Origin of the sequence: Sulfitobacter sp. EhC04, assembly GCF_001650875.1 — a bacterium.
Taxonomy (GTDB): domain Bacteria; phylum Pseudomonadota; class Alphaproteobacteria; order Rhodobacterales; family Rhodobacteraceae; genus Sulfitobacter.
In genome coordinates this window covers 1-1,165 of the sequence record NZ_LXYI01000070.1, presented here as the reverse complement: position 1 = coordinate 1,165, position 1,165 = coordinate 1, and the positions used below count along the sequence as shown (strand labels likewise).

1 protein-coding gene is annotated in these 1,165 nt (G+C 56.4%); it reads left to right on the top strand.

The annotated features are described in order from the left end of the window. A protein-coding gene (locus A8B82_RS21030; protein ID WP_443069354.1) for an IS3 family transposase occupies positions 1-1,127 on the top strand; the annotation gives its coding sequence in 2 pieces (ribosomal slippage) (positions 1-241 and positions 241-1,127; 1,128 coding nt annotated over the 2 pieces). This gene is flagged as partial in the annotation. Positions 1,128-1,165: the final 38 nt, after the last annotated feature.

Below are 1,165 nucleotides of genomic sequence, written 5' to 3'. Positions count from 1 at the left end.
GGACTGAAACGAACGGACGAATTCCGTGCTGATGCGGTGCGGATCGCGCTGACGAGCGGGCTGAGCAGGAAGCAAGTGGCCTCTGATTTGGGTGTTGGCCTTTCGACCCTGAACAAATGGATTACAGCGCATCGCGACACCGAGGTAGTATCCGACAAAGACTTGGACCTGGCCCGAGAGAATGAACGGCTTCGACGCGAGAACCGCATTCTCAAGGAGGAGAGGGAGATCTTAAAAAAGGCAACGCAGTTCTTCGCGGGCCAAAAGCCATGAGGTTTAGGTTCATTGAAGAACACCGCGATGCGTTTTGCGCCAATCGGATGTGCGCCGTGCTGGATGTCAGCGAACGCGGCCTACGCGCTTATCGGAGTCGTCCGGCCAGCCAAAGGCAACGGGGCGACATGGTGGTCCTGGCGCACATCAAAGAACAGTCCCGGCTCAGTCTGGGCAGTTATGGACGACCAAGAATGACCGAAGAGCTCAAAGAGCTTGGCGTGAACGTCGGTCATCGTCGTGTCGGTCGATTGATGCGTGAGAACGGCATACGGGTCGAAAGATCAAAGAAATACAAAGTGACCACCGACAGCAACCACGCCTTCAACATCGCGCCCAATCTCCTGAACCGGGACTTTCGCGCAGAGCTGCCAAACCAGAAATGGGCGGGCGACATCAGCTACGTTTGGACGCGTGAGGGTTGGCTATACTTGGCTGTCATCCTTGATCTGCACTCTCGGCGTGTCATTGGCTGGGCCGTGAGTAATCGTATGAAGCGGGACCTGGCGATCCGGGCGTTGAAGATGGCGGTCGCACTGCGGCAACCGCCGAAAGGTTGCATCCATCATACGGACCGCGGGTCGCAATACTGCTCACATGACTACCAGAAGATACTGCGCCAGCACGGGTTCAAGGTATCGATGAGCGGCAAAGGCAATTGTTACGACAATTCCGCAGTCGAGACCTTCTTCAAAACCATCAAAGCAGAGCTGATCTGGCGAAGACCGTGGCAAACACGCCGCGAGGCAGAAGCCGCCATATTCCAGTACATCAATGGCTTTTACAATCCACGGCGCCGGCACTCAGCACTGGGCTGGAAAAGCCCGGTCGCATTCGAACGGAAAGTGGCCTAAACGAGCACTTGGGGCGGCACTAAAGCGTGACAGGTCCA